This is a genomic window from Klebsiella sp. ME-303 (assembly GCF_007910085.1).
Taxonomy (GTDB): Bacteria; Pseudomonadota; Gammaproteobacteria; order Enterobacterales; family Enterobacteriaceae; genus Klebsiella; species Klebsiella michiganensis.
This window is the reverse complement of sequence record NZ_VOJB01000088.1, coordinates 49,376-70,858: the sequence shown is the minus strand read 5'-3', so window position 1 is coordinate 70,858 and position 21,483 is coordinate 49,376. Positions and strand designations below refer to the sequence as shown.

25 protein-coding genes are annotated in these 21,483 nt (G+C 57.6%); 5 read left to right on the top strand and 20 right to left on the bottom strand.

The window, feature by feature from the left end:
* Window positions 1-6: 6 nt before the first annotated feature.
* From alsC to alsR, 4 genes are all read right to left on the bottom strand, one after another.
* Window positions 7-987 carry a D-allose ABC transporter permease gene (gene alsC, locus FQK12_RS19360; protein WP_014227572.1) on the bottom strand — a complete coding sequence of 327 codons (981 nt, stop codon included), beginning with the start codon at window positions 985-987 and terminating at the stop codon, window positions 7-9.
* Window positions 966-2,498 (bottom strand): D-allose ABC transporter ATP-binding protein AlsA, encoded by a 1,533-nt coding sequence (gene alsA / locus FQK12_RS19355; RefSeq protein WP_014227573.1) that lies wholly within the window; start codon window positions 2,496-2,498, stop codon window positions 966-968. Before alsA ends, alsC begins: the two co-directional genes overlap by 22 nt.
* A gap of 65 nt (window positions 2,499-2,563) precedes the next feature.
* The gene (alsB, locus tag FQK12_RS19350; protein WP_014227574.1) at window positions 2,564-3,499 is read right to left on the bottom strand and encodes a D-allose transporter substrate-binding protein; all 936 of its coding nucleotides are present in this window, start codon (window positions 3,497-3,499) and stop codon (window positions 2,564-2,566) included.
* Window positions 3,500-3,558: 59 nt separating this feature from the next.
* Entirely contained in the window at window positions 3,559-4,446 is an 888-nt protein-coding gene (gene alsR, locus FQK12_RS19345; RefSeq protein WP_004097852.1) for a D-allose utilization transcriptional regulator AlsR, read from the bottom strand.
* Window positions 4,447-4,810: 364 nt separating this feature from the next.
* Between alsR and rpiB the strand changes: the two genes are divergently transcribed.
* Both rpiB and yjdP read left to right on the top strand, forming a co-directional pair.
* On the top strand, window positions 4,811-5,260 hold the full coding sequence (rpiB, locus tag FQK12_RS19340; RefSeq protein ID WP_014227576.1) for a bifunctional allose-6-phosphate isomerase/ribose-5-phosphate isomerase RpiB: 450 nt from the start codon (window positions 4,811-4,813) through the stop codon (window positions 5,258-5,260).
* A gap of 69 nt (window positions 5,261-5,329) precedes the next feature.
* Window positions 5,330-5,653, top strand: a complete 324-nt coding sequence (gene yjdP, locus FQK12_RS19335; RefSeq protein ID WP_014227577.1) for a DDRRRQL repeat protein YjdP — start codon at window positions 5,330-5,332, stop codon at window positions 5,651-5,653.
* A gap of 33 nt (window positions 5,654-5,686) precedes the next feature.
* On the opposite strand, the gene phnP is transcribed toward yjdP, so the two are convergent.
* The 12 genes from phnP to FQK12_RS19275 form a co-directional block, all read right to left on the bottom strand.
* Window positions 5,687-6,445, bottom strand: coding sequence for a phosphonate metabolism protein PhnP (gene phnP / locus FQK12_RS19330; protein ID WP_014227578.1), 759 nt, complete (start codon window positions 6,443-6,445; stop codon window positions 5,687-5,689).
* 15 nt (window positions 6,446-6,460) lie between these two features.
* Complete coding sequence (gene phnN / locus FQK12_RS19325; protein WP_014227579.1) at window positions 6,461-7,024, bottom strand: ribose 1,5-bisphosphokinase; 564 nt, start codon at window positions 7,022-7,024, stop codon at window positions 6,461-6,463.
* Entirely contained in the window at window positions 7,024-8,160 is a 1,137-nt protein-coding gene (gene phnM / locus FQK12_RS19320; protein ID WP_014227580.1) for an alpha-D-ribose 1-methylphosphonate 5-triphosphate diphosphatase, read from the bottom strand. Before phnM ends, phnN begins: the two co-directional genes overlap by 1 nt.
* Window positions 8,157-8,843, bottom strand: coding sequence for a phosphonate C-P lyase system protein PhnL (gene phnL, locus FQK12_RS19315; RefSeq protein ID WP_004097859.1), 687 nt, complete (start codon window positions 8,841-8,843; stop codon window positions 8,157-8,159). The genes phnM and phnL overlap by 4 nt, the downstream gene beginning before the upstream one ends.
* A 197-nt stretch (window positions 8,844-9,040) precedes the next feature.
* Entirely contained in the window at window positions 9,041-9,799 is a 759-nt protein-coding gene (gene phnK, locus FQK12_RS19310; protein WP_014227581.1) for a phosphonate C-P lyase system protein PhnK, read from the bottom strand.
* Entirely contained in the window at window positions 9,796-10,644 is an 849-nt protein-coding gene (locus tag FQK12_RS19305; RefSeq protein WP_014227582.1) for an alpha-D-ribose 1-methylphosphonate 5-phosphate C-P-lyase PhnJ, read from the bottom strand. The genes phnK and FQK12_RS19305 overlap by 4 nt, the downstream gene beginning before the upstream one ends.
* Window positions 10,637-11,701, bottom strand: a complete 1,065-nt coding sequence (locus FQK12_RS19300) for a carbon-phosphorus lyase complex subunit PhnI (RefSeq protein ID WP_014227583.1) — start codon at window positions 11,699-11,701, stop codon at window positions 10,637-10,639. Before FQK12_RS19300 ends, FQK12_RS19305 begins: the two co-directional genes overlap by 8 nt.
* Complete coding sequence (gene phnH / locus FQK12_RS19295) at window positions 11,701-12,285, bottom strand: phosphonate C-P lyase system protein PhnH (protein WP_004097865.1); 585 nt, start codon at window positions 12,283-12,285, stop codon at window positions 11,701-11,703. The genes FQK12_RS19300 and phnH overlap by 1 nt, the downstream gene beginning before the upstream one ends.
* A complete protein-coding gene (phnG, locus tag FQK12_RS19290) occupies window positions 12,282-12,734 on the bottom strand; it encodes a phosphonate C-P lyase system protein PhnG (RefSeq protein WP_004097867.1) in 453 nt (150 codons plus the stop codon). The genes phnH and phnG overlap by 4 nt, the downstream gene beginning before the upstream one ends.
* Entirely contained in the window at window positions 12,735-13,460 is a 726-nt protein-coding gene (gene phnF / locus FQK12_RS19285) for a phosphonate metabolism transcriptional regulator PhnF (RefSeq protein WP_014227584.1), read from the bottom strand.
* Between the two features lie 205 nt (window positions 13,461-13,665).
* Entirely contained in the window at window positions 13,666-14,100 is a 435-nt protein-coding gene (yjdN, locus tag FQK12_RS19280; RefSeq protein WP_004097869.1) for a VOC family metalloprotein YjdN, read from the bottom strand.
* Between the two features lie 136 nt (window positions 14,101-14,236).
* The gene (locus tag FQK12_RS19275; RefSeq protein WP_004097870.1) at window positions 14,237-14,572 is read right to left on the bottom strand and encodes a zinc ribbon domain-containing protein YjdM; all 336 of its coding nucleotides are present in this window, start codon (window positions 14,570-14,572) and stop codon (window positions 14,237-14,239) included.
* A 540-nt stretch (window positions 14,573-15,112) separates the two neighbouring features.
* On the opposite strand from FQK12_RS19275, the gene proP reads away from it, so the two are divergent.
* Window positions 15,113-16,615: a glycine betaine/L-proline transporter ProP gene (proP, locus tag FQK12_RS19270; protein WP_025107668.1), complete on the top strand. Its 1,503-nt coding sequence runs from the start codon at window positions 15,113-15,115 to the stop codon at window positions 16,613-16,615.
* A 146-nt stretch (window positions 16,616-16,761) separates the two neighbouring features.
* Here the strand turns inward: proP and cbpM are convergent, their stop codons facing one another.
* The 3 genes from cbpM to FQK12_RS19250 form a co-directional block, all read right to left on the bottom strand.
* Complete coding sequence (gene cbpM, locus FQK12_RS19265; protein WP_014227586.1) at window positions 16,762-17,067, bottom strand: chaperone modulator CbpM; 306 nt, start codon at window positions 17,065-17,067, stop codon at window positions 16,762-16,764.
* Complete coding sequence (gene cbpA, locus FQK12_RS19260; protein WP_014227587.1) at window positions 17,067-17,987, bottom strand: curved DNA-binding protein; 921 nt, start codon at window positions 17,985-17,987, stop codon at window positions 17,067-17,069. The genes cbpM and cbpA overlap by 1 nt, the downstream gene beginning before the upstream one ends.
* A gap of 150 nt (window positions 17,988-18,137) precedes the next feature.
* Window positions 18,138-18,818 carry a TerC family protein gene (locus FQK12_RS19250; protein ID WP_004097877.1) on the bottom strand — a complete coding sequence of 227 codons (681 nt, stop codon included), beginning with the start codon at window positions 18,816-18,818 and terminating at the stop codon, window positions 18,138-18,140.
* 223 nt (window positions 18,819-19,041) lie between these two features.
* Between FQK12_RS19250 and FQK12_RS19245 the strand changes: the two genes are divergently transcribed.
* Entirely contained in the window at window positions 19,042-19,824 is a 783-nt protein-coding gene (locus tag FQK12_RS19245) for a DsbA family protein (protein ID WP_014227588.1), read from the top strand.
* 33 nt (window positions 19,825-19,857) lie between these two features.
* On the opposite strand, the gene FQK12_RS19240 is transcribed toward FQK12_RS19245, so the two are convergent.
* Window positions 19,858-20,454, bottom strand: a complete 597-nt coding sequence (locus FQK12_RS19240; protein WP_014227589.1) for a TetR/AcrR family transcriptional regulator — start codon at window positions 20,452-20,454, stop codon at window positions 19,858-19,860.
* Between the two features lie 115 nt (window positions 20,455-20,569).
* On the opposite strand from FQK12_RS19240, the gene FQK12_RS19235 reads away from it, so the two are divergent.
* Window positions 20,570-21,157: an NAD(P)H-dependent oxidoreductase gene (locus FQK12_RS19235; protein WP_014227590.1), complete on the top strand. Its 588-nt coding sequence runs from the start codon at window positions 20,570-20,572 to the stop codon at window positions 21,155-21,157.
* The last annotated feature ends 326 nt before the right edge of the window (window positions 21,158-21,483 follow it).

The window sequence follows — 21,483 nt, the reverse complement described above, 5'->3', positions numbered from 1 at the left end:
AATTCCTTACTTACTGATAAGACGGTCGAGGGCGACAGCCGCGATGATTAATCCGCCCATTACCACCAGCTGGTAGTAGGTTTGTACTTGCAGGATGTTCAGTCCGTTGTTGATAGTGCCGATAATCAGGCCGCCGATGACCACCGAGAAGATGCGTCCTTTACCGCCGAAGAAGCTGGTGCCGCCAATGATGGCGCTGGCGATGGCGTAGGTTTCAAAGCCCATGCCGGCCAGCGGTTCCGCCGCCCCGAGGCGGGCGGTGGAGACCACGCCCGCCAGCCCGGCGCAAACGCCGGAAATGATGAACACCAGCAGCATGTGGAACTTGACGTCGATGCCGGAGTAGAAAGCGGAGTGCTTGTTACCGCCCAGCGCGTAGATGTTGCGGCCCACGCGCATACGGGTGGTCAGGAACCACAGGATCACCGCCACAATCAGCGAGAAGATCACCGGAACCGGAATACCCAGCGGCGTGGCGGCGAAAAAGTTAACGAAATCAAACGAAAACCCGTACACCGAGTTGGCATCAGAGATCACCAGCGTAATACCGCGGAAGATGGCGTTGGTGCCGAGGGTAATAATGAACGGATGCAGGCCGGTCCAGTTGACCAGGCAGCCGTTGATGGCCCCCAGCGCGCCGCCGACCAGCACGCCGCCAATCAGCGCCGCGAAGAACGGGTCGACGCCCGCCAGCATCAGCTTCGCGGTGACCATCCCGGAGAGCGCGAGGATCGCCCCGACCGACAGGTCGATCCCGGCGACGAGGATCGCGAAGAACTCGCCCATGCCGATCAGGACGGTGACCGAACTCTGGACGAAGATCTGCGTAATATTGTTGGTCGTCAGGAAGTACTCTGACGACAGGGTGCCGAAGATGGCGACGATGATGGCGAGAATAAAAAAGGTGCCGTATTTATCCCAGAACAGCGCGAAGTTAAACGGTTTTTTCTCGCCCATCTCGCCTTTCACTCTTGTGGTAGTGCCCATGCCATAATCTCCTCTTCGCTCATGTCGTCGCGATTGGTCAGGATTTGCGTCAGTCGCCCTTCGCAGAACACGGCAATGCGGTCGCAGACGGCGATAATTTCAGGTAGTTCGGATGACACCATCAGGATGACTTTTCCGTCATCGGCCAGCTGGCGCATCACTTTATAAATTTCGGCTTTTGCGCCCACGTCGATACCGCGCGTCGGCTCGTCAAAAATGATCACTTCGGGGCTGCAGCACAGCCATTTGGAAATCAGCACCTTCTGCTGGTTGCCGCCGGAGAGCTCGGTGATGTTTTGATCGACCGAATGGCACTTCAGCGCCAGCAGCTTGCGCTGCTCCTCCGCCGTTCTGCGTTCGTCGCCTTCGCGGAACAGCCCCATGGCCCCTTTGTAGCCGCCGCGCTTCAGGCTCTGGCTGACCGCCATATTCTGGGCGATGGAAAAATTGGGGAAAAAGCCGTTTTCCCGGCGGCTTTCGGTGATATACCCCATGCCTTTCTTTAAGGCGTCGAGCGGCGAGCGGGGCGAGATCGCCTTGCCGTTGAGGTATATTTCACCGCTGCTACGCTTATCGACTCCAAACAGGCAGTCCATCAGCTCGGTGCGCCCGGAGCCGACCAGCCCGGCAAAACCGAGAATTTCGCCGCGATTCACGCTAAATGAGATATCGCGTACCTTTTTCTTGTCATGGCTGGTGACGTTTTTCACTTCGAACACCGTCTCGCGGGCGATGTTGCCGGTGCTCTCTTTCATGGCGTTGAAGCGGTTTTGCAGCTCGCGGCCGACCATCAGGCGTACGATGTCGTCGTTATTCACTTCGCTGACCTTCCCGCTGCAGACGCTGCTGCCGTCTTTCATCACCGTGTAGCGGTCGCAGATGCGGCGTATTTCCGCCAGCTTGTGCGAGATATAAACAATGGCGGTGCCCTCTTTACGCAGCTGGTTCATGATCAGGAACAGATAGTCCACCTCTTTATTGGTCAGCGAGGAGGTCGGTTCATCCATGATCAGCACTTTAGCGTCGAGCATCAGCGTCTTGGCGATCTCCAGCATCTGCTTGTGGCTGATGGAGAGATTCGCCACCTTTTCGTCTAAATCGATCTTCAGCCCGACGCGCAGCAGCATCATCGCCGCCCGTACGCGCATTTCCTTCCAGTCGATAACGTTGACGCCGCAGACTTTTTTCGTCAGATGGCGGCCAATATATAAATTCTCCAGCACCGTTAATTCATCAATGACGCTGAGCTCCTGGTAAATAATACCAATGCCGAGCTGGGCCGCTAATTTATGGTCAAGCTTGTGGTAGTTCACGTTATTAATCGTAATGGTGCCTTTGGTCGGTTCATGTATTCCCGACAATACTTTCATCAGCGTTGATTTACCGGCACCGTTTTCCCCTAGTAACGCATGTATTTCATGGGGGTAAATAGTTAAATCAACCGATTTTAATGCGTGAACCGGGCCAAAGGATTTGCCGATCCCCGCCATTGAAATATATGGCGTGAGCATAGAAAATTTCCTTTATTACCGCTGCGTGATTTCCCCTCTTCCAAAGAAAGAGGGGATGCACAGACCTATTTCGTCACCAGAATGGAATCCACCAGCGTAAACTGCGGGGCTTTATCCAGCGGGATGACTTTGCCGCTCTTCTCGGCGTCGACCATCAGCTTAAGACCCGTAGCGCCAATATCCGCCGGGTTCTGCGCGATAGTGGCGGTCATTTGCCCGGCTTCGACCATTTTGCGCGCTTCCGGAATACCGTCGGTACCCACCACCAGCACATTGCCGGTTTTGCCGGCGTTCGCGACGGCCTGGGCGACGCCCATTGCCATGGTGTCGTTGGCGCAGTAAATCGCTTTAACGTTCGGGTTACGCTGCAGCACGTTCGTGGCGACGTCCAGCGCTTTGATGCGGTCCCAGTCGGCAGGCTGGCTGGCCACCAGCTTGATCTGGCTCGCTTTTTTGAAGGCGTCGGTGGCGCCGCTGCGGCGAGCTTCGCCGGAGGCGTTACCGGCTTTGCCTTCGATAATAGCGACTTCGCCGCCTTCAGCACCCAGTTTGTCGATGATAAATTCCGCGCCTTTCGCCCCCACCGCCACGTTATCGGTGGTGACGAAAGCCTCGACGTTGCCGCCGGCTTTCTTCAGGTTATCCATATCGATTTTTTCATCGAGGTTGACCAGAAAGATGCCCTTTTTCCACGCTTTGGCTACCGGCATGACCAGGTTTACCGAGGAGAGCGGCGCAAAGGCGATACCTTTGTAGTTTTTGTTGCTCAGGTCTTCAAACAGCTGCAGCTGCGACTGAAAATCCCCTTCGGAAGGCGAGGCAAAAATATCGACGCTTACGCCCAGCGTTTTGGCTTCGTCCTCAATACCCTTTTTCATATCCACCCAAAATGGATTGGATAAGGTTTTTAATACCACAGCATAATCGGCGGCGGCAAAGGCGCTGGTGGATAACATTACGCCCATGAGCGTGCCGCTGAAAAGTTTCAGATATTTATTCATGGCAGTATTCTCAGTGTAGGATACAGTTATATTGATCCCACCAGTGTGGGATCGGTTTTTTATTTAAGCGCGCCGGGTGAAAAGAAATTAACAATCGCGCCAGTTTTTTGCATATTTAAATTCGCTTGCTCAATGTTGAGCTGTGCAACGGAAACAAAAAACGCATCTAATAATGTGAGTTGTAATATACGCGCTGAGGCGTTACGCCCTAATAAAGGCGTCTCTGGTGCTGGCGAACAAATAATAAAATCAGCTAACTTGGCAATCGGCGAATGGTAGCTATGGGTGATACAGATAATTTTCGCCCCGTTCTTTTTCGCCAGCTCCACCGCTGATTTGATATCGCTGGTGCGCCCGGAGTGCGAGACCACCAGCACGACATCGCCTTCCTTCAGCAGCGAGGCGGACATCATCATGATATGCGCGTCCGGGTAGGCCTGGCAGCGCACGCCGATGCGTAAAAACTTATGCTGCACGTCGGCGCAGATGGCGTTGGAGCCGCCCGCGCCGTACAGGTCGCGCTGGTTGGCCTGGGCAAAAAAGCGCGCCGCGCGGTGAATTTCGTCAACGTTCACGATCGACTGGCCTTCCATAATGGTGCGCAGGGTGATGTTGAACACCTTATTCACCACATCCTGCGGCGCATCATCAAAGGAGAGTTCGGTCGGTAACACCTGTTCAGACTGCGAAAAGTAGGCCTCCAGCGCGCTGCGCAGGTTACGAAAACCGCTAAACCCCAGCAGCTTAGAAACCTTAACGATCATGGCTTCTGATACCGACAGCGCTTCCGCGACGTCCTTGATTGCCGGCGCATCGCTGAGATTGCCGGGGGTAAGCAACCATTCGACGATACGGCTCTCGTTTTCGGTCATCCCTTCCTGCTTCATGCGAAGCCAGGGGGCAAGGCCGATGCCGTTAGGGAGCGAACTGGATTCTGTCTGACTCATCGCTTTCTCATTGTCCATAAAATGAAGACGACACTATATCACCACAGGCGAAACAAAAAAGATACCACCAACTTCACAAAATTATATTTTTTATAAAGTTATGCTTATCGTGAAGTTTTGTTAATGTTGATTTTATCTTTATTTCTTATAAATTCATTATAAATCAGTGTGTTATTGTTTTATTTCAGTTCTTTTTTTGCAAGGTGAAAATCAGGTTAAATATCGCTTTCGTCTTGATTTGTAAAATTTGTCCGTGTAGAAAGGAGCCTGACGATGCTGTTTTCAGCGTTTTCTGGGGCATTTTTAGGCGTTTAAATCACAACGCCAGTCATCCTTGTAAAGTTAACAACAGGCGAGGCTAAGTATGAAAAGGATTGCATTTGGCTGCGATCACGTCGGGATAATCCTGAAAGACGATATTCTTGCGCATCTGCGCCAGCGCGGCATTGACGTCGTAGATAAAGGCGCATGGTCCACGGAACGTACCGACTATCCGCGCTATGCCAGCGCCGTCGCTCAGGCCGTTGCCGCCGGCGAGGTCGACGGCGGGATCCTGATCTGCGGCACCGGCGTCGGCATCTCTATCGCCGCCAATAAGCACCCGGGTATTCGTGCGGTGGTGTGCAGCGAGCCCTACTCGGCGCAGCTTTCACGACAGCATAACGACACCAATATTCTGGCCTTTGGCGCGCGGGTGATCGGCCTTGAACTGGCGAAAATGATCGTCGATGCCTGGCTGACTGCCGAATTTGAGGGCGGACGACATCAGGGGCGAGTGGACGCCATCGGCGCGATTGAACAGCAGCGGATTTGAGATTCCTCCGCTACTCCCGGCGATAGCCCTTGATTAACGTAGAGCCAGCCCCCCGATGAGACTGGCTTTATGAAACGTTACTCTACCGCTTTGCTTATCTGCACCTTGTCCCTCGCCGGCCAGCTGGCGCACGCCGATATGATTGATGACGCGATCGGCAATATTCAGCAGGCCATTAATGATGCTTATCATCCGGGCGATAGCCGGTCTGACGATGATGATGGGCGCTATCAGGACAGCCGCCAGCAGAGCGCCGATCGCCAGCGGCAGTATGACGACCGGCGGCGGCAGCTTGAGGATCGCCGACGCGAACTTGACGAGCGCCAGCGCCAGCTTGATCGGGACCGCCGTCAGTTGGAAAGCGACCAGCGCAGGCTGGATGATGATTATTGATACGGCACGACCCGCGGCTTTCGCCGCGCCCGCTTAATCCAGCGCTATCTCCATGCCGTCAAATCCCGCTTCAAATCCCGCCGGTAGAGCATTCTCCATCATCCACGCATCGAAGCGGTGGCTGATATGGGTGAGGATCACCCGCGGGCAGCCGATGACCTGGTTAATGGCCCGCACGGTGTTCAGGTCGCAGTGGTTGCGCGGCGGCTGCGGGCGCGGCTCGTGGCTACAGTCGATAATGATAAGCTGCGGCTGGTTATTCAGCAGGAACTTCAGCGTTTTCTCCGGCAGCGCGGCGGTATCGGATAGCCAGGCGACCCGGCTGTGGGCCGACTCCAGCAGATAGCCAAACGTGAGCCTTGAGTGGTTCAGCGGCAGCGGCGTAACGCGCAATCCCTGAAGTTCAAATCTTACAAAGGGTTCGACGGTATGGCTGAAATCCAGCAGGCCCGGATGCTTAAACAGATCATCGCAGCCCTGTTCATCCGGGGGGCCGTATACCGCAATAGGTTCGCCCACGCCCCAGCGCAGCGGGAACAGGCCTTGAACGTGATCCATATGATAATGGGTGAGCAGAAACTGCTGAAAGCTGCCGGCGGGCCACTGCGTCATCAGATCCGGTAGCCCGGCATCGAGCAGGGTCACCGCGTTGTTGAATTTGACGACCGCGCTACAGGGACGGCGACGATGCGCTTCGTCGACGCGGGCGCGGCGGCAGGCGGGGCAGTCGCAGCCGAAAACCGGTACCAGCTGCGCGCCGCCGGTGCCGGTTAAGCGGATAGTCAGGCTCATCTCTTCTCCTCGCGTTCAGGCAGTCTGCTGTTCGCGCCGGTTGCCGTGAATACGAATCAGCGAAACCAGGGCATCCACCGACTGGCTAAGTCGGCCATCGTTATTCAGCGTCAGACACTCGTTCGGCGTATAGCGCGCCGCGCGCGCCAGGCGCTGGGCGATTTCCGTCTCGTTCTCCCGTCCGCGCTGCTCCAGGCGCTGTCGCAGCACCGCCGGAGAAACCTGCAGACAGATGGGCAGCAGTGCGTCGGCATAGCGCGCCTGCGCCTGCGGCAGATGGGCGCGTGAACCGTTAGCGACCACGTCGAACCCGGCGTGCAGCCACAGGTCAATCTCGATGCCAATGCCATAGTAATTGTTGTTAGCATACCAGCTAAGAGCAAACAGATGCTGTTCGGCGCGGGTAAAAAACTCATGTTCGCTGAGGGCGATATGGTTTTCACAGCCCGCGTTGTGTGGACGGGTTATGTAGCGGTGCGCCACCAGCAGCTGCGGATGCTCCCGCTGGCGCAGAGCCGCCAGCAGGCTGTCTTTGCCGGAGCCGGAGGGGCCGACCAGCCAAATCAGTTTCCCTGTCATCAGAAGACCCTCTTGCCTTGCCGCCAGACGTGATCGATATGGATATGCTCGCCGTGACGGCGCGCCAGCACCAGGTCCGCCCGCTTACCTTCGGCAATCGCCCCGCGGTCGTGCAGCCCCAGCGCCTGGGCCGGGTTTTTGCTCACCAGACGAATGGCCTGCGCGAGGGTAAAGGCGTTGCCCTCGTCGTCGGCGATGCGAAAAGCGGCATCCAGCAGGCTGGCGGGATAATAGTCGGAGGAGAGAATGTCCAGCAGGCCGCTGGCCGCCAGATGGTGGGCGGCGACGTTCCCCGAGTGCGAGCCGCCGCGTACGATATTCGGCGCGCCCATCAGAACGTTCATCCCGTGCTGGCGCGACGCCTGCGCTGCGGCGATCGTGGTGGGAAATTCGGCGATGACGCTGCCAAGCTGGCGCGATTCGAGCACATGTTCGCAGGTGGCGTCATCGTGGCTGGCCAGCGCGATATTCCGTTCGCGACAGATGGCGGCGATGCGCTGCCGGTTAGGCTGAGACCAGGCCGCCGCCAGAGCCATCTGCTCCTCTTCGAATTTGTCCATCTCTTCGTTGGTCAGGTGATATTTGCCCTGATAGTAGTCGCGGTATTTGCTGCGGTCGGCATACTGGCGCTGGCCAGGGGAGTGATCCATCAGGGAGACCATGCTCACCGGCTCGCGGCCAACCAGCTTCTCAAACAGCGGCAGGGTGGTGTGATGCGGCAGTTCGCAGCGCAGATGCAGCCGATGTTCAGCGCGGTTGAGGCCGCGCTTCTGCGTCTCTTCCACGGCGTTGATCATTTTTTCGAGATTTTCCAGGCGATCGCCGCCGTCGCGCACATCGCCAATAGCCACGGCATCCAGCACGGTGGTGATGCCGCTGGCGACCATCAGCGCGTCGTGGCTGCTCATCGCCGAGTGGGCGGGCCAGTCCACTTTCGGTCGCGGGGTGAAAAACTTGTCCAGGTTGTCGGTATGCAGCTCGATAAGCCCCGGCAGCAGCCAGCCGCCCTCTCCATCGATGGCCTCCGCCAGTCGGCTCTGGCTTTCGGCAAAGGCCGAAATTCTGCCGTCCTGCACTTCCAGCGAGCCGTTAATCACCTCGTCTTCGAGAACCAGCTTTACGTTATTGATAATCATGCTGAAATCCCCATCGGGTGCAGACGGTCGGCGACCTGGTTGCGCGTGGCCTCGTCGTGAAAAATACCGACGATCGCCGCGCCGCGGGCTTTGGCTTCATGGATCAGTTCCACCACCGCGGCGCTATTTTTGCCGTCCAGCGAGGCGGTGGGTTCGTCGAGAAGCAAAATCGGGTAGTCGACCGCGAAGCCGCGGGCGATGTTAACCCGCTGCTGTTCGCCGCCGGAAAAGGTCGAGGGGGCGAGGTGCCACAGGCGTTCGGGTACGTTCAGCCGCGTTAGCAGGCGGGCGGCTTTTGCGGCGCTCTCTTCGCGCGGGATGCCCAGTTCGAGCAGCGGCTGCATCACCACGTCGAGGGCGGAAATGCGCGGGATCACCCGCAGAAACTGGCTGACCCAGCCAATGGTGGTTTTGCGCACTTCCAGCACTTTACGCGGCGTGGCGGTGACCAGGTCCACCCATTCATCGCCGTGGCGAATATGAATGTGGCCGCTATCGGGGAGATAGTTGGCGTACAGCGAACGCAGCAGGGTCGATTTTCCGCTACCGGAATGGCCGTGCAGCACCACGCATTCACCGGCATTCACGGTCAGCGAGGCGTCGGCGAGTACCGGCAGACGGACGCCGTGCTGCTGGTGCAGAACAAAGGTTTTATGGATGTTTTCAACGCGGATGGCGTTCATTTTTAGCCTCATCGTGCCTGAATTTCCCCGGATCGCGGCGTGAACGCCTTATCCGGGCTACCTGATGCATTAACTCACGAAGCGCGACCGGGGAGTCCCGGAGGCGGCGCGTTGCGCCTGTCCGGGCTACCGGCTTGCAGACGGCCCGGGATCCGTAGCCCCGGTAAGCGCAGCGCCACCGGGGAGTGGACATTCACTCAGTTCTGCAACACCGACGACACCAGCAGCTGGGTATAGGGGTGATGGGGATCGTCGAGCACCCGGTCGGTTAAGCCGCTTTCGACTACCTGGCCCTGCTTCATCACCAGCAGACGGTTAGCCAGCAGGCGGGCGACGCCGAGGTCGTGGGTCACAATCACCACCGCCAGGTTCAGCTCGACGACCAGGCCGCGCAGCAGATCGAGCAGGCGCGCCTGCACCGATACGTCCAGCCCGCCGGTAGGCTCATCCATAAACACCAGCCTCGGCTGCGTCACCAGATTGCGGGCGATTTGCAGGCGCTGCTGCATCCCGCCGGAAAAGGTGGTGGGCAGGTCGTCAATGCGCGAAGGCGGGATCTCCACCTCCTGCAGCCACTGCCCGGCGGTGGCGCGAATATTGCCGTAGTGACGGGACCCGGTGGCCATCAGGCGTTCGCCGATATTGCCGCCGGCCGAGACCTGGCGGCGCAGGCCGTCCATCGGATGCTGATGCACCACGCCCCATTCGGTGCGCAGCAGACGTCGGCGCTCCGCTTCGCTCATGGCGTATAGCGAGCGCTGTTGATACAGCACTTCTCCCTGCTGCGGGGCCAGGCGGGCGGAGATCGCTTTCAGCAGCGTGGTTTTTCCGGAGCCGGATTCGCCGACGATACCCAGCACCTCCCCCGGCCACAGCTCAAACGAGACGTCGCTGAAGCCTTTGCCCGGCGCGTAGAGGTGGGTCAGGTTGTTCACCGCCAGTAACGGATGACTCATTTTTTCTGCTCCTCGCTCTGTTGGCGGCAATAATCGGTATCGGAGCAGACAAACATCCGTTTGCCGCTGTCGTCGAGCACCACTTCATCAAGATAGCTATGGCGAGATCCGCAGATGGCGCAGGGTTCATCCCACTCCTGAACGGTAAACGGATGATCGTCGAAATCGAGGCTCTCAACCGGGGTATACGGCGGTACCGCGTAGATGCGTTTTTCGCGTCCGGCGCCGAACAGCTGTAGCGCAGGCATCATATGCATCTTCGGATTATCGAATTTTGGAATCGGCGACGGATCCATCACGTAGCGGCCGTTGACCTTCACCGGGTAGGCGTAGGTGGTGGCGATATGGCCGAAGCGGGCAATATCTTCGTACAGCTTCACCTGCATCACGCCGTACTCCTCCAGCGCGTGCATGGTGCGGGTTTCGGTTTCGCGCGGCTCGATAAAGCGCAGCGGCTCCGGGATCGGCACCTGGAAGATCAGGATCTGATCGTCAGTCAGCGGCGTTTCCGGGATCCGGTGGCGGGTCTGGATCAGCGTGGCGTCTTCGGTGCGCTCGGTGGTCGCGACGCCGGTCACGCGTTTGAAAAACTGACGAATCGATACCGCGTTGGTGGTGTCGTCGGCGCCCTGATCGATCACCTTCAGGACGTCATTTTCCCCGATGATGCTGGCGGTAAGCTGGATACCGCCGGTTCCCCACCCGTAGGGCATAGGCATCTCGCGACCGCCGAAGGGTACCTGGTAGCCGGGGATGGCCACCGCTTTCAGGATGGCGCGGCGGATCATGCGTTTGGTTTGCTCGTCGAGATAAGCAAAGTTATAGCCGGTCAGTGCGTTAGCCACGTTGATTCTCCCGTTGCAGGCGTTTAAGCAGCGCCAGTTCGGCCTGGAAATCGACATAGTGGGGAAGTTTAAGGTGCGAAACGAAACCGGCGGCCTCGACGTTATCGGCATGGGCCAGCACAAACTCTTCATCCTGGGCAGGGCCCGCCACCTCTTCGCCGTACTCCGGCGCCTGGAGCGCGCGGTCAACCAGCGCCATCGCCATCGCTTTGCGCTCGCTCATGCCGAACGTCAGGCCGTAGCCGCGGGTAAAGTGCGGCGGTTCATCCTGAGGGTCGACAAAGCCGTTGACCATCTCGCATTCGGTCATCAGCAGTTCGCCGATAGTGACGGTGAAGCCCAGCTCTTCGGGTGCGATCTCCACCGCGACGTAGCCGCTGCGAATTTCACCGGCAAACGGATGGTTGCGTCCGTAGCCGCGCTGGGTGGAGTAGGCCAGCGCCAGCAGGTAGCCCTCGTCGCCGCGCACCAGCTGCTGCAGGCGCGAAGAGCGCGAACAGGGATAAACCGGCGGATGGCGGGTGATATCGTCGGGCTGCGCGTCGGTATCCCGCTCCGCTTTCGCCAGCCCCTGCTGGACGAGCAGATTAAAGACGTGCGGCGTCGCTTCCTGCGGTGCGCTATCGGTCGCCAGCGGCGGCGTTTCGCCGTTGGCCAGCAGGGTAAAATCGAGCAGACGGTGGGTGTAATCGTAGGTCGGGCCGAGCATCTGGCCGCCGGGGATATCTTTATAGACCGCCGAGATACGGCGCTCAAGGCGCATACCGGCGGTGTCGACAGGCTCGCTGACCGCCAGCCTTTGCAGGGTGGTGCGATAAGCGCGCAGCAGAAAAATCGCTTCGACGCTGTCGCCGCTGGCCTGCTTCAGCGCCAGCGCCGCCAGCTCCCGGTCGGCGATGCCGCCTTCGGTCATGACCCGGTCCACCGCCAGATTAAGCTGTTGGCTAATCTGATCAACGCTGATTTCAGGAAGCCGTCCCTCGCCTCGGCGTTTCTGTTCCTGTAGGGCGTGAGCGGCGACGATCGCCTTCTCGCCGCCTTTGACGGCTACGTACATTAGCAGACCTCGACATGGGTGGTGCGCGGAATCGCCAGCAGGCGTTCGCCGCAGGTGAGGATCAGATCGATTCCCAGCGGGAACGGATGCGGACGCTCGGTCAATTCTTCAATAATGCATTCCGGCAGCTGCGGGGCGATCATCCGCTCTTCGGCGATCCCCGCGCCGGTCAGCCGCAGCATCCGGCCGCCGCTCAGGCTGGCAAGCTGAACCACCAGCGTGACGCCGGTTTCCGGGGCGACGACGGTACCGGCGGAAAGCACGTTCAGCTGCTCGGCGCTGATGCTGTCGCTGGCGACGGCGAAGGTCGCCTGCTGCGGCTGCTCAACCAGCGGCGCGCCGGTATGAAAGCGCAGATTCTGGCCGACAAGATCGTTATGCAGCGCGGGAGCGAGCCAGACCGGCGTGTCGTGATCCACCAGCGTCAGCAGCAGGCTGGTGGAGGCGACGTTCAGCGGCTGCCAGCCGTGCTGAAGCTGCTGGAGGGAGACAATCACTCCCGGCTCGCTCATCGCCTTCAGCAGGCGGCGGAAACTGTGCTGGGCATCCTGCACAGCCAGGGTAAAGGCGGGTTGTAATGTCATGCGTTATCTCCGCGAACCAGAGTAAAGAAGTCGACCCGGCTGGCGTTGACTTCGGCGCGCCGGGCTTCAATGCGCGCGCTGCGTTGTTCTTCCAGCGGGGTTATCAGGGTTTCCATCAGGGTGTGAAAATGGTGTGGCGACTGCATCAGGGCATCAATGGCCGCGCAGCGTTCAGCGTGCGGGCGGTCGCGGCCCAGAATCCAGCTATAGCCGAGGGTGCCGTCGGCCAGGCGAATGGCGGCGCGGGTTAAGGTGGCGTCTCCGGCGAAGAATCGGTCGCCGATGCCGCCCATACGCGCCTGCAGCTGCACCAGCCCGGTCTCCGGGGCGCGAATCAGCTCATACTGCGGCGCGAGCTGCAGCGTCTGCATCCGCGCCGCCAGTTCTTGTGGTTCACTGTGGGCCAGCACGGACATCCAGCGCTGGCGGGTTGCGGTATCAAAGTGCATTCAGTGCTCCATGGTGAATTCAATCATGTCGGCGCGGGTCAGGCTGACGGAGTACTCTGTCGCGCTCTGCTCGCCCTGGCGATGATTCAGGGTGCGCACGCACAGCAGCGGCGCCATGTTGGGAATGCCGAGAATATTGCTCTCTTTGGCCTGCGCGCGTCGGGCGCTGATTTTGGTGCGCACGCGGGTCAGTTCGATATCAAGCCGATCGCGCAGCAGGTCATGGAGAGAGCCGTGGGTAAAGGTTTGTAGAACCGGCCACAGCTTCAGGTCGGTAAAGTAGTGGTCGATCAGACACAGGGCGACGCCGTTCACGCGGCGCAGGGTGCGCAGGTGAATGACGTTATCGCCTTCACTGATAGCAAACGCCTCGGCAACGTGGCTGCTGGCCGGACGCACCACCGACAGCAGCTTCTCGCTGGTTGGGTGGCTGCCCTGTTCGAGAAGATTCTGGCTAAAGCGGGCCTGGGCGTTGAGCGGATAATCTATCGGGCGCATCAGCACCAGCACGCCGACGCCCTGACGGCGCTGGACCCAGCCGCGTTCGACGAGCTGATCGATGGCCCGGCGCAGGGTGTGGCGGTTAACCTCAAAGCGGGACGCCAGCTGCTGCTCGGCGGGCAGATAGTCGCCGCAGCGGTAATGATGGCGAAGCTCTTGCTCCAGTTTGGCGGCAATTTCCTGATATCGCGTTGGATAACTGGTCGGATGTCTGGATAAGTACATGTCAATCGAGCCTCACTAAGGACAAGGAAGTATTTCCCTCTGAGCGTGGGCCGATCCTGACGGTTTTTTGTTACATTTCGGTTAACCCATGATGACCGGGGGATGAAGAGTTGATGCCGGTGGAATGACAGGGTAAGGGGGAGTGAATGCACAGATGCCCTCACTCCGCCCTCTCTCCCTTTCGGGGGGAGCACAGGGTGCAGCGTTAAGGCTCTTTCACCACGTTGACCATCCACGGGACGCCAAAGCGGTCGATAACTTTACCGAAGCCGTGCGCCCAGAAGGTTTCCTGCCAGGCCATCTCAATCTGCCCGCCGTCGGCGAGGCCGTCAAACCAGCGTTTACCCTCAATAACATCCTGCGAGTCCAGCACGACGGTAAATCCGGCGTAGCGCTCCATGTTGCTGGAGGGGCTGTCGCTGAGCATCAGGATACTATCGGCAATGCGCAGGCTGGCGTGCGCGATACCGTCGGCAGCCAGATGCTGGCCGGAAGGGCAGCCATCTTCGGCGTCCTGCGTATTCTGCGGCATTTCACCCCAGGTGATTTTGTGGATGAGCTCCGCGCCCAGCGCCTGCTGGTAGAAAGCGATGGCGGCAGCGCAGTTGCCGCTAAAAGCGATATAGGGACTTAAGGGCATAACCATTACCTCAGGTAACGAATATTCCATTAAGCGTAGAAGGGGATTGCAGAATTAAGCTAGGCGGCAGCGAGGGATTCCGGGAGGCCATGGGAAAATATATTTCCCCCCGACAACGGGCGTCGGGGGAATAAAATCAGTTCTTTTTAACAAATTCGGATTTTAGCTTCATCGGGCCAAAACCATCTATTTTACAGTCAATATTATGATCGCCTTCAACCAGGCGGATATTCTTCACTTTAGTGCCGATTTTTAGCATCGAAGAGCTGCCTTTAACCTTCAGATCTTTTACCACGGTGACGCTGTCGCCGTCGGCGAGTAAATTACCGTTGGCGTCTTTGACCACCAGCGCGTCGTTATCGTCCGCAGGCTCGGCATTGTTCCATTCGTGGGCGCATTCCGGGCAGATAAACATGCCGCCGTCTTCATAAGTGTATTCAGAATGGCATTTTGGGCAGTGTGGCAGTTGCATGACGTTCCTCGCGATTACTGGGTAAAACAGGACGTTGGTCCTTTAAATGGTGGCTGATAGCCGAAAGTAATGCTGATTATAGCGCAATCCCGCACTTTTGTCGGGCCTTTTTTATGACTTATCGCAGCGGAGAAAGAGGATATATATCGTGAGGCCTGGCGGGCTTATTTTCATAAAAAGCGCAGGATATTTGCGGAAATGTATCGCTAAGTTCCAATATTCATTGAACTTATTGCTTTTGGATGACTCTGTTTAAGGGTAGGTAAATTTTTGTGAAGTTGATCCCAAATTTAAACGCTGTTAGGGTAAAAAGGCGAGAACGCAAATTCACTACACTTATTAGCGGTACCGCTTATTTCATTATGGCCAGAGCAGGCGTCAACAGGTTCGGTTGTACGGACTGTCAGCAGACAGTGCAGGCAAACCTGCTACGCTTGAAATGTGGAGCACAGCAATTCGCCGCTCCCAACGCATGACGCGAATGACCTTGTCATTCGGCGGAGATTCGTGCGCTCAAGGCGAGAGCAAAAGAGGATAATTATGCTTAAAAGGAAAAAAGTAAAACCCATCACGCTTCGGGATGTGACCATCATTGATGATAGCAAACTGAAGAAAGCGATTACCGCAGCGTCGCTGGGTAACGCGATGGAGTGGTTCGATTTTGGGGTATATGGTTTTGTTGCATATGCGCTTGGTAAGGTCTTTTTCCCCGATGCCAACCCCAGCGTGCAGATGATTGCCGCGCTCGGTACTTTCTCGGTTCCCTTCTTAATTCGTCCATTAGGCGGCCTGTTCTTCGGGATGCTGGGCGACAAATACGGTCGACAAAAGATTCTGGCGATAACCATCGTTATCATGTCGATAAGTACATTCTGTATCGGCCTTATTCCGTCGTATGCCACGATTGGTATCTGGGCGCCGATCCTGTTGCTGCTGTGTAAAATGGCGCAGGGCTTCTCGGTGGGCGGCGAATATACCGGTGCCTCTATCTTTGTTGCAGAGTACTCGCCTGACCGTAAACGCGGCTTTATGGGCAGTTGGCTGGACTTCGGTTCGATAGCCGGTTTTGTCATGGGCGCGGGCGTAGTCGTGCTGATTTCCAGCGTGGTGGGCGAAGAGAACTTCCTCGACTGGGGCTGGCGTATTCCGTTCTTCCTGGCGCTGCCGTTAGGGATTATCGGACTTTATCTGCGTCATGCGCTGGAAGAGACGCCGGCGTTCCAGCAGCACGTTGATAAAATGGAGCAGGGCGACCGCGAGGGCCTGCAGGATGGGCCGAAAGTCTCTTTCAAAGAGATTGCGACCAAACACTGGCGTAGCCTGCTAACCTGTATCGGTCTGGTGATTTCCACCAACGTGACCTACTACATGTTGCTGACCTATATGCCGAGCTACCTGTCGCATAACCTGCACTATTCTGAAGACCACGGGGTGCTGATCATCATCGCCATCATGGTCGGGATGCTGTTCGTTCAGCCGGTTATCGGTATGCTCAGCGACCGTTTTGGCCGTCGTCCGTTCATCCTGATTGGTAGCGTGGCGCTGTTCGGGCTGTCGATTCCGGCCTTTATCATGATTAACAGTAACGTCCTTGGCCTGATTTTCGCCGGTCTGCTGTTGCTGGCGGTGGTGCTGAACTGCTTTATCGGGGTGATGGCCTCGTCGCTGCCGGCGATGTTCCCGACCCACATCCGCTTTAGCGCCCTGGCCAGCGCCTTTAACATCTCGGTGCTGATTGCCGGTCTGACGCCGACTCTGGCGGCGTGGCTGGTGGAAAGCACGCAGAACCTGATGATGCCGGCTTACTATCTGATGGTGGTGGCGTTGATTGGTCTGATTACCGGCCTGTCGATGAAAGAGACCGCCAATCGTCCGCTGAAAGGGGCGACGCCAGCGGCTTCGGATATTCAGGAAGCGAAAGAAATTCTCGGCGAGCACTACGATAACATCGAACATAAAATCGAAGATATCGATCAGGAAATCGCCGACCTGCAGGAAAAACGTTCTCGTCTGGTGCAGCAGCATCCGCGCATCAACGACTAAATCGTTTTGCCAGTAATTCATGCCGCCGCGGGCTTCCCCCGGCGGCATTTTTTATGTCCTGAGCGGCTACGGGCTTGAGGTCATTCGAGGACCGCCCAGGCCCGGTAAGGACCGGGCGGTGCCACAGGAAGAGAGCGGGCTACGGCTTAGCTATGGGTCAGAAAGCGCGCCAGCCGCTGCTGCAGAATTTGATTTTCGCGGCTCAGGCGCGCGTTCTCGTCCAGCAGCGTTAAGGCCACAGCAATGCCCGGCCAGTCCAGCTCCAGCTCTTTGCGCAGGCGTACGGCGCGGTGAACGATGGTCACCGCGCTATCGTCAAACAGCCAGTTTTCCCGCTGCGGCTGGCGCGGCTCGATCATGCCGAGGCCAACAATCTCGTTAAGCTCATCTTCGGAAAGGCCGGTGTGGAGACAAAACTCGGTAATCGTGAACGTCACTGTTATCTTAGCCATCAGGCTTTCCCCCATGTCTTACGCGGCTCGAAGCTGGATTGTGCATCCGCCAGCTGCTGCCAGAGCTCACGGCTCTTCTCATCTGGTTTTGGCGGCATGACGATTTTTATCACCGCATACAGGTCGCCGGTGGTGGTTTTGCTGGTCAGCCCTTTGCCCTTCACCCGCAGCCGCTGACCGGCCTGGCTGCCCGGCGGAATGGTCAGCAGGATGCTCTCTTTCAGCGTCGGGATAGTGACCCTGGTGCCTAGCGCTGCTTCCCACGGCGCCAGCGGCAGGACGATTTCAAGGTTGTGTCCGACGATATCAAACAGCGGATGCGGGGCGATATGAATCACCAGCCACAGGTCGCCGTTAGGGCCGCCATTTTCGCCGGGGGTGCCCTGGCCTTTCAGGCGGATCCGCTGGCCGTCGACGACGCCCGCGGGAATTTTCACGTTCAGGGTTTTCGGCGTTTCGCTTTCGACCATGCCAAAGACGTTATAAACCGGCAGCTTATAGCTGATGGTGCGCGTCTGCTCGGCCAGGGTCTCCTCAAGGAATACCGCGACTTCTATCTCTAAGTCATGACCGCGGACGCCGTGCTGGCGGCGGCTATGGTGCGCCTGCTGGCCAAACATGGAGGAGAAGATGTCGTCGAAGTCCTGCTGGCTATAGCTCTGCTCGTGGGAATGCTGCTGCTGACGGCCAAACTGCGGATCGTTACGGTGCTGCCAGAGCTGGTCGTATTCGGCGCGGCGCTGGTCATCTTTAAGCACTTCCCAGGCTTCGGCGAGATCTTTGAATTTGGCTTCGGCATCGTTTTCTTTGCTGACATCGGGGTGGTATTTACGTGCCAGACGGCGATAGGCGGTCTTAATGGTTTTCAGATCGTCCGTTGGCTGAACCCCTAAAATGGCATAATAATCCTTTAATTCCATGGTTTTATCTCATTTATGCGCAATATTATGGTTACAGATCCCTGGATCAGGTGTCTTTACTAAGCGTAGGGCAAATGAGGGCGGATGTGGGGGAAAAATGGCGCAAACTTGACGCCGTCGGGATTGACGGCGGCCAAGCGTGAACGCCAGCTATTCGCTGGAGCGCCTGCGGTTTCTGCGCAACCCTTCCAGCAGCACAAGGGCGGCGCCAATGGCTCCGCCCATCACGGGGAGCGCGGCGGGCGCGTTGGGGAACAGATGAACGATGGTCACATCGGTCACCATCATGGAACCGGCTATCCAGCCGATGAGCGCCCCGCCCAGCATCACCACGGACGGGAAGCGGTTGAGGATAGCCAGCACCAGCTTGCTGCCGAGGACGATAATCGGAATGCTGATCAATACGCCCAGCGCGACCAGCAGCAGATGGCCTTTTCCTGCGGCGGCCACCGCCAGCACGTTATCCAGCGACATTATGACATCGGCAACGGTAATGGTGACCGCGGTACGCCACAGGCTGCTGGAGCTGCTGACATCATTCTCTTCTTCCTGATTGGTCACCAGCTTGATGCCAATCCACAGTAGCATCAGCGCGCCGACTACTTTAAGCCACGGCAATGAGAGTAAATAGATCGCGATAGCTAAAAGCAGCACGCGCGCCGCTATTGCGCCGACGGTACCGATGATAATCGCTTTGGTACGCTGCTGAGGCGGCAGTTTACGGCAGGCCATCGCGATCACCACCGCGTTGTCGCCACCCAATAACAGATCGATAGCAATAATTTGCAGCAGAATAACCGCCACGTCCCACTGACTGAAAAACGCATTCATACCCAACTCATCGAACCAAAAAAGAGAACCTACGGAAAAACGCAGGGGCGAAGCGTACTCTCGTTAGGGCACCCTGGCCACCTTACAGAGAGACCGCGCGCAGCGAGTGATTGAAAAATATCGTTACCAATCATTGCATGGTCCGGCAATGATTCGCAGGCAAAGGATGATATTTTGTTCGTAGAAATACATCTGCCGTTCACCTATCGCAAGGACTAACTACATGCCCGGCCATAAGAATTTACTCACATTTGCCTTTATCGGCGCTACCCTGTTTCCGCTTATGGCGACCGCTGCTGATGCGCCGACTTTTACGCCTGAACAAGAGGCCCGTATTGGCAAAATCGCCGCGGATTACTTAGTCGCGCATCCGGAAGTGCTGCTGCAGGCCAGCCAGAAGCTACAGCAAATTCAGCAACAGCAGCAGGCCAGCGCCGCGACCCAGGCGGTACTGAAGAATGCGGCCGCGCTGACCCAGGATAAAAATACGCCAACCTACGGCCCGAAAGAGGGCAAAGTCACGGTCATTGAATTCTTTGATTATCAGTGCGTTTACTGCAGTCGTCTGGCGCCGGTAATGGAGCAGGTGATTAAAGAGAATCCGCAGACCCGCTTTGCCTTTAAAGAGTGGCCGATCTTTGGCAGCCGTTGGGAAACCTCGCTTGAAGCGGCCAAAATCGGCCTGCAGATTTATCAGCAGAAGGGCGCAGAGGCTTATCTGACCTACCATAACGGGATCTATTCCACCGGACATAACGAAGGCAAGCTGACGGCTGCCGACATCCAGCAGCAGGCGAAGAAAGTGAATTTCGACGCGAAGAAAGCGGCGGACGTTGAGCCGGTACTGGAAAGCACCAATCAGCTGGCGCAGGAAATTGGCCTGAGCGGGACGCCGGGCGTTATCGTGATGCCGACTACCGGCGCCACGGAAGCGACGATCACCGTATTCCCGGGGCTGGCGGATAAAGCCTCGCTGGATGCGGCGATCAAGAAAGCGGGCGGCTGATAATCAACGCGTCCGCCGGACGGCGGGCGCGATTTAGCGATGACAGCAGCGCTGCAGCATCGACATAATGACCTGAAAGAGCTCATCTTTAGCCTGCTGCTCCGTGATGACGCCGTTCACTACCGCGGCCGATAGCCCGTCGGCGGAGCCGAGCATGGCGAGAATGGCCGCCTCGCTGAGATTCTCACTCTCGCAAAGCGGCGAAAAATAGTCCCGACATTTTCCGGTAAAGGTGGCGATGCACTCTTGTTTGATCTTCTCCAGCTCTGGCGTCCCGGCCAGCGCGGCCATGACGCTGGGCATCTCGCGCCCCTGAAGCAGCACGCACTCGATATAGGCGTTGGCGATCGCCGAGGCCAGCTTCTCCGCATTCGGTTCGGTATTGCGCAGTATCTCATCCATTCGCGCCGTCTGGCGTTGATCGTATTCGCGATAAAGCATCGCGAAAAGCCCTGAACGGCTGTCGAAGTGATCGTAAACCACGGGTTTCGTCACGCCCGCCTGCGTCGCCAGATAACCCAACGTCAGAGCATCGGTCCCTTCTTGCCGAATAATATGCCAGGCGACATCAATCAGCTGCTTGCGCCGCTCTTCTCGCGTTAAACGCTGACGTACGAGTGGTTCAGACATGGAAACATTCTCCCGTTGACATATTAATATACCAACAGTAACTTACTGATGGTAAGTTACTGTTGGTATATAAGGCTACGTCCAATATCGTTATAGCGCAACTGGGGTATCCGTCATGCATGCATTAATCGTGGTTTCTCATCCTCTCAAGACGTCGCTGACTCACAGCGTAGCGACGGCGATTGCGCAAGGAATTGCCGAATCCGGCCCGCAGCATACGGCTGACATAGCGGATTTAACGCAGGAAGGCTTTAACCCGGTATTTGCCGAGCCGGATATCGCCGCATTTCTGCAAACCGGCGGCACGCCGCCCGACGTGATGGCCGAGCAGGCCAGAATTGATAACGCCGACGCGCTGGTGCTGGTTTTTCCCGTTTACTGGTGGTCGATGCCTGGGCTGTTAAAGGGCTGGGTTGACCGCGTGTTTTCAAACGGCTGGGCCTATGAGGAGACCGCCGACGGCGATGTCGTGAAGAAGCTGGGCCGCCTGCGGGTGCATCTGGTGGCATTAGGCGCAGCGAGTCAACAAACGTATGACAAGCACGGGTTTACCGATGCTTTTCATGCGCAGATTGTCCACGGGATTTTTGATTACTGCGGGGCGACGGTAGCCAGTTCGCAGATGCTGCTGTTGCCTGACCTGAAAACGGCGGAGGCGCATCTGGAGGCGGGGCGCCAGCTGGGAAGAAAGATGTTTGTCTGAAACAGAAAAGCAAAAACACGCCTTTTGGGCGGGTTCTTTAAATAGTGGTGCCCGGACTCGGACTAACGCCGCAGGCGTTGAACAGCGCGCTTGCCGCGCTGGCCCCGAAGGGGTGAGCCGCTGTGCGGCGAATAATCGAACGGAGTTCGATGGAGAGTCCGGCCGCAGAAAAGCAAAAACCCAGCCATAGGCTGGGTTCTCTGAATAGTGGTGCCCGGACTCGGACTAACGCTGCAGGCGTTGAACAGCGCGCTTGTCGCGCTGGCCCCGAAGGGGTGAGCCGCTGTGCGGCGAATAATCGAACGGAGTTCGATGGAGAGTCCGGC

What these genes read in the sequence shown, in the direction of transcription:
- phnK (WP_014227581.1), bottom strand. Translation starts at nt 9,799, where the DNA reads ATGAGTCATCCGTTACTGGCGGTGAACAACCTGACCCACCTCTACGCG.
- alsR (WP_004097852.1), bottom strand. Translation starts at nt 4,446, where the DNA reads ATGAGTCAGACAGAATCCAGTTCGCTCCCTAACGGCATCGGCCTTGCC.
- rpiB (WP_014227576.1), top strand. Translation starts at nt 4,811, where the DNA reads ATGAAAAGGATTGCATTTGGCTGCGATCACGTCGGGATAATCCTGAAA.
- FQK12_RS19240 (WP_014227589.1), bottom strand. Translation starts at nt 20,454, where the DNA reads ATGTCTGAACCACTCGTACGTCAGCGTTTAACGCGAGAAGAGCGGCGC.
- FQK12_RS19245 (WP_014227588.1), top strand. Translation starts at nt 19,042, where the DNA reads ATGCCCGGCCATAAGAATTTACTCACATTTGCCTTTATCGGCGCTACC.
- phnL (WP_004097859.1), bottom strand. Translation starts at nt 8,843, where the DNA reads ATGAACGCCATCCGCGTTGAAAACATCCATAAAACCTTTGTTCTGCAC.
- cbpA (WP_014227587.1), bottom strand. Translation starts at nt 17,987, where the DNA reads ATGGAATTAAAGGATTATTATGCCATTTTAGGGGTTCAGCCAACGGAC.
- proP (WP_025107668.1), top strand. Translation starts at nt 15,113, where the DNA reads ATGCTTAAAAGGAAAAAAGTAAAACCCATCACGCTTCGGGATGTGACC.
- FQK12_RS19235 (WP_014227590.1), top strand. Translation starts at nt 20,570, where the DNA reads ATGCATGCATTAATCGTGGTTTCTCATCCTCTCAAGACGTCGCTGACT.
- cbpM (WP_014227586.1), bottom strand. Translation starts at nt 17,067, where the DNA reads ATGGCTAAGATAACAGTGACGTTCACGATTACCGAGTTTTGTCTCCAC.
- phnH (WP_004097865.1), bottom strand. Translation starts at nt 12,285, where the DNA reads ATGACATTACAACCCGCCTTTACCCTGGCTGTGCAGGATGCCCAGCAC.
- phnP (WP_014227578.1), bottom strand. Translation starts at nt 6,445, where the DNA reads ATGAGCCTGACTATCCGCTTAACCGGCACCGGCGGCGCGCAGCTGGTA.
- alsC (WP_014227572.1), bottom strand. Translation starts at nt 987, where the DNA reads ATGGGCACTACCACAAGAGTGAAAGGCGAGATGGGCGAGAAAAAACCG.
- phnG (WP_004097867.1), bottom strand. Translation starts at nt 12,734, where the DNA reads ATGCACTTTGATACCGCAACCCGCCAGCGCTGGATGTCCGTGCTGGCC.
- alsA (WP_014227573.1), bottom strand. Translation starts at nt 2,498, where the DNA reads ATGCTCACGCCATATATTTCAATGGCGGGGATCGGCAAATCCTTTGGC.
- FQK12_RS19275 (WP_004097870.1), bottom strand. Translation starts at nt 14,572, where the DNA reads ATGCAACTGCCACACTGCCCAAAATGCCATTCTGAATACACTTATGAA.
- phnM (WP_014227580.1), bottom strand. Translation starts at nt 8,160, where the DNA reads ATGATTATCAATAACGTAAAGCTGGTTCTCGAAGACGAGGTGATTAAC.
- yjdN (WP_004097869.1), bottom strand. Translation starts at nt 14,100, where the DNA reads ATGCCCTTAAGTCCCTATATCGCTTTTAGCGGCAACTGCGCTGCCGCC.
- alsB (WP_014227574.1), bottom strand. Translation starts at nt 3,499, where the DNA reads ATGAATAAATATCTGAAACTTTTCAGCGGCACGCTCATGGGCGTAATG.
- FQK12_RS19250 (WP_004097877.1), bottom strand. Translation starts at nt 18,818, where the DNA reads ATGAATGCGTTTTTCAGTCAGTGGGACGTGGCGGTTATTCTGCTGCAA.
- phnF (WP_014227584.1), bottom strand. Translation starts at nt 13,460, where the DNA reads ATGTACTTATCCAGACATCCGACCAGTTATCCAACGCGATATCAGGAA.
- phnN (WP_014227579.1), bottom strand. Translation starts at nt 7,024, where the DNA reads ATGACAGGGAAACTGATTTGGCTGGTCGGCCCCTCCGGCTCCGGCAAA.
- FQK12_RS19300 (WP_014227583.1), bottom strand. Translation starts at nt 11,701, where the DNA reads ATGTACGTAGCCGTCAAAGGCGGCGAGAAGGCGATCGTCGCCGCTCAC.
- yjdP (WP_014227577.1), top strand. Translation starts at nt 5,330, where the DNA reads ATGAAACGTTACTCTACCGCTTTGCTTATCTGCACCTTGTCCCTCGCC.